Source organism: Pseudomonas sp. GM21 (assembly GCF_000282215.1).
Taxonomy (GTDB): domain Bacteria; phylum Pseudomonadota; class Gammaproteobacteria; order Pseudomonadales; family Pseudomonadaceae; genus Aquipseudomonas.
The window spans coordinates 1-7,741 of record NZ_AKJS01000041.1; the positions used below are offsets into that span (position 1 = coordinate 1).

Annotated in this window: 7 protein-coding genes; 1 reads left to right on the top strand and 6 read right to left on the bottom strand. The window is 55.6% G+C overall.

Annotation, left to right across the window (positions count from 1 at the left end):
• Positions 1–51: 51 nt before the first annotated feature.
• The 6 genes from cmoB to lon all read right to left on the bottom strand — a co-directional run bounded on the left by cmoB (position 52) and on the right by lon (position 6,235).
• On the bottom strand, positions 52–1,008 hold the full coding sequence (cmoB, locus tag PMI22_RS21640) for a tRNA 5-methoxyuridine(34)/uridine 5-oxyacetic acid(34) synthase CmoB (protein WP_007944122.1): 957 nt from the start codon (positions 1,006–1,008) through the stop codon (positions 52–54).
• Positions 1,005–1,784: a carboxy-S-adenosyl-L-methionine synthase CmoA gene (gene cmoA / locus PMI22_RS21635; RefSeq protein WP_177323422.1), complete on the bottom strand. Its 780-nt coding sequence runs from the start codon at positions 1,782–1,784 to the stop codon at positions 1,005–1,007. Before cmoA ends, cmoB begins: the two co-directional genes overlap by 4 nt.
• A 158-nt stretch (positions 1,785–1,942) precedes the next feature.
• Positions 1,943–2,434 carry a hypothetical protein gene (locus PMI22_RS21630; RefSeq protein WP_007944125.1) on the bottom strand — a complete coding sequence of 164 codons (492 nt, stop codon included), beginning with the start codon at positions 2,432–2,434 and terminating at the stop codon, positions 1,943–1,945.
• A gap of 144 nt (positions 2,435–2,578) precedes the next feature.
• The gene (locus tag PMI22_RS21625; protein ID WP_033048947.1) at positions 2,579–3,220 is read right to left on the bottom strand and encodes a lysoplasmalogenase; all 642 of its coding nucleotides are present in this window, start codon (positions 3,218–3,220) and stop codon (positions 2,579–2,581) included.
• 2 nt (positions 3,221–3,222) lie between these two features.
• Positions 3,223–3,615 carry a protease inhibitor I42 family protein gene (locus tag PMI22_RS21620; protein WP_007944127.1) on the bottom strand — a complete coding sequence of 131 codons (393 nt, stop codon included), beginning with the start codon at positions 3,613–3,615 and terminating at the stop codon, positions 3,223–3,225.
• Positions 3,616–3,817: 202 nt separating this feature from the next.
• The gene (gene lon / locus PMI22_RS21615; RefSeq protein ID WP_007944128.1) at positions 3,818–6,235 is read right to left on the bottom strand and encodes an endopeptidase La; all 2,418 of its coding nucleotides are present in this window, start codon (positions 6,233–6,235) and stop codon (positions 3,818–3,820) included.
• A 219-nt stretch (positions 6,236–6,454) separates the two neighbouring features.
• Here lon and PMI22_RS21610 point away from each other — a divergent pair, with 219 nt between their 5' ends.
• On the top strand, positions 6,455–7,390 hold the full coding sequence (locus PMI22_RS21610; protein WP_157214410.1) for a hypothetical protein: 936 nt from the start codon (positions 6,455–6,457) through the stop codon (positions 7,388–7,390).
• Positions 7,391–7,741: the final 351 nt, after the last annotated feature.

Here is a 7,741-nt window from a genome sequence, read left to right on the forward strand (position 1 = left end):
GCAACATAGAATCTCCCACAGTTGATCACCACTGGTAGTGAGATCGGGGGATTACTTACGGGCAACAATCACCGCACGCATCGGCGCCGGCAGCCCTTCAATCGTCTTGCTGTGATCGTCCGGATCAAGAAAATCGCTCAGCGACTGATACTTCATCCACTCCGTCCCACGCTGTTCCTCGATCGTGGTCACGCTCACATCCACGCAACGCACATCGGTAAACCCGGCACGTCGCAACCACAACTCCAGCGCCGGTACCGATGGCAGGAACCACACGTTGCGCATCTGCGCGTAACGGTCTTCCGGCACCAGCACCTGTTGCTGATCGCCTTCGATCACCAGCGTCTCCAGCACCAGTTCACCGCCTTTGACCAGGCAATCTTTCAGCGCCAGTAAGTGCTCGATCGGCGAGCGGCGATGGTAGAACACGCCCATGGAAAACACCGTATCAAAGCCTTCCAGCTCCGGCGGCAAGTCTTCAAACGGGAATGGCAGGTGCCAGGCATTCGGTTCGGACAGGTACCGCTGCACTGCCTGGAACTGGCAGAAGAACAGCCAGTTCGGGTCGACACCGATCACGCTGTCGGCACCGGCACCGAGCATGCGCCACATGTAGTAACCATTACCGCAGCCGACGTCGAGGATGCGTTTGCCCTTCAGATCCAGGTGCGGTGCGACACGCGACCATTTCCAGTCCGAACGCCATTCGGTGTCAACGTGCACGCCAAACAGGTCAAACGGGCCTTTGCGCCACGGTGACAACCCCATCAGCGCCGTTCGCATCTGCGCACGGGTTTCGTCGTCGCAATCGGTGTCCAGCATCAGGCCATTGAGCAAGTCGACTTTGCTTGGCTGAATCTTTGGCAGAGCATCGAGCGCACTCTGCCAGCGCTCCAGGTCGCCATGACCCTTTTCCATTTTCTTGTCGAGTTGCGCTTGCAGGGTATTGGCCCATTCGGCCAGCGGTGTACCGGCCAGACGGCGGGCGAGGGGGGACAAATCAATCATGGCAAGGCAATCAACGAGGCAAAGTTAAGACACTGGAACCACGGCACGACTTTCGAGAACCCGGCGGCCAACAGGCGCTCGCGGTGTTCTTCGAGGCTGTCGGGCTTCATGACGTTTTCGATGGCGCTGCGCTTCTGGGCGATTTCCAGTTCGCTGTAGCCGTTGGAGCGTTTGAAGGCGACGTGCAGGTCGGTGAGCAGCGCGTGTTCTTCGGGATCGTTGAAACGCAGCTTCTCCGACAGGATCAGCGCGCCACCGGGCAACAGCGACTGGCGGATGCGCGAGAGCAACGCCGTGCGCTGGTCCGGGGCGATGAATTGCAGGGTGAAGTTCAGCGCCACCACCGAGGCTGGCTGAAACTCAAGGGCGAGGATGTCGCCTTCGATCACTTCCACCGGCAGCAACTCCTGGAACATCGAGTCCTGGCCGTTGAGGTATTCGCGGCAGCGTTCGACCATTGCCGCCGAGTTATCCACAGCGATGACGCGGCAACCGTCGGTGCGCACGTGACGGCGCAGCGCCTGAGTCACGGCACCGAGTGACGAACCGAGGTCGTAGAGCACGCTATTGGGCTGGGCGAACTGCGCGGCGAGCACGCCGAGGTTTTCGACGATGGTCGGATAACCCGGCACCGAGCGCTTGATCATGTCCGGGAACACCCGCACCACGTCCTCATTAAAGGCGAAGTCAGGCACCTGGGCCAAAGGCTGGGCGAAAAGGCGATCGGGTTCTTTGCTCACGGCGGTTCCAGCGGCTTTGGATGAAAAGGCCGGCATTTTAGCCAAATTGACGGGGGGATGCGCGGGTTGTCTGATAAACCGTGGGGGATTTGCGAAGGAGGAAGATGGGATTTGGCTGCAGAGAGCATGTGGAAAAGAAAATGAAATGACCAGGTCGAGGAGAAAGACTTGGTCACTCATTGTTTAGAGCGAGATCATCTAGAACGCATGAAAACGTTGAGTTCGGCTTTACCAGCGATATGCAATTCTTCGGTCCTGTTGTCCTTCCCTTTGAAGTCAAAAATGAAGATGTAACGCAATGCCTCGGAGTCGCTCTGGACTACTTCGACGGTAATAGAGCCGCTTTCGGGTTTGTAGGTGTAAGAAGTCGAAAAGTCGTCGTTAGCTCCAGATTCATAATATTGAAATGTGTCAAATGGAAAGTTAGAGTCTTTGGGTGAATAGGTGCCGGATTGAATGTCACTGGTAAATTCAAACATCATCCCTTTTCTGGAATCGGCAAAGCCGTTTTCATAGGAACGACCAATATAGCCAATCCGGTTGCTGTCATTATCTTTGTAAAACTGGATGTTTTGAGTATGAAACTCCACGCGGTGTGAAACCGTGGCTTTAATATCGCAATTGACGGAGACAAAGGGGGCCATTGCAAGTGCGCTCACCGAATTTTTGCTTTTGAAAAATCTCATTATTATCTTCCTTGGTTTACATTCGTGGTGGGATAACGCCACCGGGATAGTAAATAGGCTAGAAAATCTGAGCAACTGTCATATCTGACAGAGTTTTATAACGTTTCGAGACGGTTTGTTGGTTTTATGGTTATGAGCATCTGTCTAAGTTGTTATTTGTTTTTTATCAAATGCCGAGGCTGCGATACCCCATTGTCCCAGCCAGTAACTGAGGATGATGACGTAGGGCGCTGCGTCGAATGGCATCACAAATCGATTGATGCCAATCACGCTGTCGGAGAACACAAACGCCACTGCACCTGCCGCTGCGAGTAGCGCCGAGCGATTGGGGACTTCAGTGCCCAAGCGAGCCAGTGCCCGCCAGAGCATGGCGCTGATGGCCAAACCATAAACCATCACGGGGACCAGCAACGGGCCGAGTCCATGGGAAATCAAAATCCCCAGCAGCACCGCGCCGACACCCAACGCAATCACCAATGGCAACACCGCCAACCGTCGGCAATCACTCAAATAAGCTTTGAGATAGGCCAGATGCGCGACCAGAAATGCGCCCAGGCCAAACACAAACAGATCCCCCGGCCACGCCAGCAATACATCGCCGAGCAGCGAGAAAATCAGGCCAAGGCTGATCCAGCGGCGATAGTCGCCTGGGGGCGCATCATGCAACCAACCGAGCAAGGCCAGCACGGGCATCGGTTTGACCAGCAGGCAGAGCAACGTTGCCTGCATGCTCACGCCATACAGAAAGGTCACAGCACCCATCAACGCCAGAATAAGCCAGCCCACGATCAGTTAACCGAGATCGCGCAATCGAACGTTTCCACCGGCAATACCTCTGGGGCCCAAGGTTGTTGGGATGTCAGACGCAGGCGGCCGGTGCCGGCGGTGAACGCCTGAAAGCGCCAGGTAGAGATGCCGGCGCTGCCGACGATGCCGGCGTCTTCGGGGTTACTGTAAACCTCGGGGCTGAGCGCATGCAGCACGCCGCCGGCCGAATCCTGGATTGCCCAGCGGTAACCTGTGGATGGGTTACTGGGCAGGGTCAGAATGAGGTTTTGCCCGCTGTTCAGTTTCACCGGGCATTGGCTTTGTTTTACCACGGTCACGTTCTGTTTCGGTTGCGAGGCGCAGGCGGCCAGCAAGGATAGGGCGAGGAGAACCAACAGGCGGATGGGGGACATAAGGTCAGGGGCTCCGGCATTCACGACGAACGGCGAGCATAACTGAAGATGAGGCAAAGTGTGACGAAGCTGCGGGAGATGATCGTTCCCACGCTCTGCGTGGGAATGCCGCCCGGGACGCTCCGCGTCCCATCACAAGCGTGACGCAGAGCGTCACAGGATGCATTCCCACGCAGAGCGTGGGAACGATCAGATTACGAGGTCAGAACAGAATCTTCGCCACATCTGAAAAGCGCTTGGCGAAGTGCACGGTAATACCTTCCTTCAGATAGTCCGGCAGTTCTTCAAAACTGCCACGGTTAGGCTCCGGCAAGATCAATTCAAAAATCTTCTGCCGCCGTGCAGCAATCACCTTCTCGCGCACCCCGCCAATCGGCAGTACATGCCCGGTCAGCGTCAGTTCGCCGGTCATGGCCACACCTTTTTTCGGCGGCTGGTTGCGCGCGAGCGAGAGCAGGGCGCTGGCCATGGTCACGCCAGCACTCGGGCCGTCTTTGGGGGTGGCACCTTCCGGGACGTGCAGGTGGACGAAAGCTTCGTCGAAGAACTTCGGATCACCACCAAACGACTTCAGGTTGGAGCTGACGTAGCTGTAGGCAATCTCCGCCGACTCCTTCATCACATCGCCCAGTTGCCCGGTGAGTTTGAAGCCACGGTTCAGCGTGTGGATGCGCGTGGCTTCAATCGGCAAGGTCGCGCCGCCCATACTGGTCCAGGCAAGTCCGGTGATAACGCCCGTGCCGGACAGTACTTGCTCGTTGCGGAACACTGGATGACCGAGTGAGGCTTCGAGGTCTTTTGGCCCGAGTTTGATCACCGCTTTCGGTTCGTCGATCAACTTAACCACAGCCTTGCGCACCAGTTTGCCCAGTTGTTTCTCCAGCTGACGGACCCCGGCTTCACGGGCGTAACCGTCGATCAACGCTTTAAGGGCGCTGTCGCTGATGCTCAGGCTGCCTTTGGACACGCCGGCCTTTTCGAGTTGCTTGGGCCACAAGTGGCGCTTGGCGATGGCGATTTTTTCTTCGGTGATGTAGCCCGACAGGCGAATCACTTCCATCCGATCCAGCAATGGTCCGGGAATCGAGTCCAGGGTGTTGGCGGTGCACACGAATAACACTTTCGACAGGTCCAGACGCAGGTCCAGGTAGTGGTCGAGGAATTCGACGTTCTGTTCCGGATCGAGGGTTTCCAGCAGCGCCGAGGCCGGGTCGCCCTGGTAGCTTTGGCCCATCTTGTCGATCTCGTCGAGCATGATCACCGGGTTCATCACTTCTACGTCTTTCAGCGCCTGTACCAGTTTGCCCGGTTGCGCGCCGATGTACGTGCGGCGATGGCCCTTGATCTCGGCTTCGTCGCGCATGCCACCGAGGCTGAAGCGGTAGAACGGCCGGCCGAGGGATTCGGCGATGGATTTGCCGACACTGGTTTTACCTACGCCCGGCGGGCCGACCAGCAGCACGATGGAGCCGCTGATCTCGCCTTTATAGGCACCCACCGCGAGGAATTCGAGGATGCGGTCCTTGATGTCGTCGAGGCCGGCGTGGTGTTTGTCCAGCACTTTGCGGGCATGCTTGAGGTTAAGTTTGTCCTCGCCGTATACGCCCCACGGCACCGAGGTTGCCCAGTCGAGGTAGTTGCGGGTGACCGCGTATTCCGGTGAGCCGGTTTCGAGGATCGACAGTTTGTTCATTTCCTCTTCGATGCGTTTCTGCGCCTGCGGCGAGAGGACTTTGCCGGTCAGGCGTTGCTCGAACTGCTCGATGTCGGCACTGCGGTCGTCCTTGGTCAATCCCAGTTCTTGCTGAATGACCTTGAGTTGTTCCTTGAGGAAGAACTCACGCTGATGCTCGCCGATCTTGCGATTCACTTCGGCGGAAATCTCTTTTTGCAGGCGCGCGACTTCGACTTCCTTGCGCAGCATCGGCAGGACTTTTTCCATGCGCTTGAGCATGGGCACACAGTCGAGCACTTCTTGCAGCTCGCTGCCGGTGGCCGAGGTCAGGGCGGCGGCGAAGTCGGTCAGCGGCGATGGATCGTTGGGGCTGAAGCGGTTGAGGTAGTTTTTCAGTTCTTCGCTGTACAGCGGGTTGAGCGGCAGCAGTTCCTTGATCGCGTTGATCAGTGCCATGCCGTAGGCCTTGACCTCGTCGGTCGGCTCGGTTGGCTGGTGCGGGTATTCGACTTCCACCAGATACGGCGGTCGATGGTGCTTGAGCCAGGTTTTGATGCGCACCCGGGTCAGGCCTTGGGCGACGAATTGCAGTTTGCCGTTTTCACGGCTGGCGTGGTGCACCTTGACCAGCGTGCCGTACTCCGGCAATGCGCCGGTGTTGAAGTGGCGCGGGTCTTCCTGGGGCGAGTCCATGTAGAACAGGGCCAGGGAGTGGTGATCGGCTTTGCTGACCAGGTCCAGTGTCTCGGCCCACGGTTCTTCGTTGACGATGACCGGCAGCACTTGGGCCGGGAAGAACGGGCGGTTGTGGATCGGGATGATGTAGACCTTGTCCGGCAGGTTCTGGCCGGGCAGGGCGAGGCCTTTGCCGGTGGAGTGGTGTTCGGTGTGCTCTGCTTCGACGTCGTCGCTCGGGTCTTCGGGGAATTCTTGCTGGTCGCTCATGGGGCACCTGCGTATTGGGTATGGGTGTTAGATGGGGCAGGTGGGGGGTGGTTTCAATGGTTCGGGATGTTTCTGGGTGTGTGTTCAGGGTTTGGACAGGTACGTGTGGGAGTATTCGGGTGTTGGTGAACATGTCTTGTTTTGATCAAAGTAATTTTTACGAATGGGCGGAAGTTGCAAGCCGCCTTTGGATCGATAGATTTATTGTGCAGCGGGGCAATGTCGCCAGTCGAACGATGCAGGCATGGCAATCTAAAGCGCCCTGGTGCTGGATTAAAATATTCTGATTTAGGGTGTTTAATGATGAACATAGCTTTTGCAAATAGAATCAATGTGTCTACTGATACGCTAAATGCGGCACTGCTAAGGAAAGTAGATAATCATAGTTTTTCCGAAAAAACCTTCACGAAGCTTGTAAGTATTGCAAATCGGGATAATCAACTTTCTAGCGCTGTTGGGGAAAGCATATTTAAAGGGCGCGCGGCAGCTGACGGGGTGCAAGTTGATGCTGTGTCTGTCAAAGCGGTTAAGGTTGCATTGAGTGATGCTTTGAAACATGTAAAAAACGAGCATGCCAAAGCGCAATTCAGCATGTGGTTGGCTAGTTGCGACAGCCTGCTTTCCATTGGGCGAGATAAGGAGAAAAAAGGAGCAGAATTTAATACTGGGCCCGATCGGCTCGCGCTGTTACGGCAGCATCATGGCGAACCGGTATATTTGGCAAGTGGCAGTTATGGGTGCGTACTGAAAATTGGCGACCATGTGATCAAGCAATTCAATAAAGCCGATCCAGCTGCAATGCTGCATGAATTGAATATATGCAATGACTATATGGTAGTAGCGAAAAATCAACACAATTTGGCTTATTTGTCACAAGGGGAGTTGGTGATGCCATTTGTTGAGGGTGGCGCTCCGACTCAAGACGAAGTCAAAGCGGGCGTTAAAACGCTCTACGAACAAGGCTTCATAATGGGAGACCCTAAACCGGGCAATTTTAAAGTGACCAACGAGGGTGTAGTGCCAATCGATTTTGGGCAGGTCGTCAAAATTGAAGACCCTCACTCGATTCATAAGTCTGTCAAGTTTGCATTTGTTCATGACTATATGAGGGGGGGTATCGTAGTGTTCCAGACGAACTCAAGGGTGAATATCTGAACATATTTAAGACGATGTCTGATTCGCTAGGCTCGGAAAGCCCGTTTCGTTTCGCAAATATCAAACAGAGAAGGGCTATGGGGTATCAACTCCCCAATAGAAATCCTGTTCCCCAATAATCGCCGAGAAAATGGCGTCCACAAAAAGGTGCCAATTGTGGGAGCGAGCCTGCTCGCGAATGCGGCATGACATTCAGTGTTGATGTCGATTGACACACCGCCATAGCGATCAGGCTCACTCCTACATGAGGATTGGTTACAGTCAGGTATTAGCTGTGTGGCGTGGGTTTGGGTAGCCGAGGTTATCCAGCATCCCGTTCGCCGCCAGTTGAGGGTGTACTGAATTCTGTGT

Coding starts and splice junctions, on each gene's coding strand:
- PMI22_RS21620 (WP_007944127.1), bottom strand. CDS start 3,615: ATGTCCCCCATCCGCCTGTTGGTTCTCCTCGCCCTATCCTTGCTGGCC.
- PMI22_RS21630 (WP_007944125.1), bottom strand. CDS start 2,434: ATGAGATTTTTCAAAAGCAAAAATTCGGTGAGCGCACTTGCAATGGCC.
- cmoA (WP_177323422.1), bottom strand. CDS start 1,784: ATGCCGGCCTTTTCATCCAAAGCCGCTGGAACCGCCGTGAGCAAAGAA.
- cmoB (WP_007944122.1), bottom strand. CDS start 1,008: ATGATTGATTTGTCCCCCCTCGCCCGCCGTCTGGCCGGTACACCGCTG.
- lon (WP_007944128.1), bottom strand. CDS start 6,235: ATGAGCGACCAGCAAGAATTCCCCGAAGACCCGAGCGACGACGTCGAA.
- PMI22_RS21610 (WP_157214410.1), top strand. CDS start 6,455: ATGTCGCCAGTCGAACGATGCAGGCATGGCAATCTAAAGCGCCCTGGT.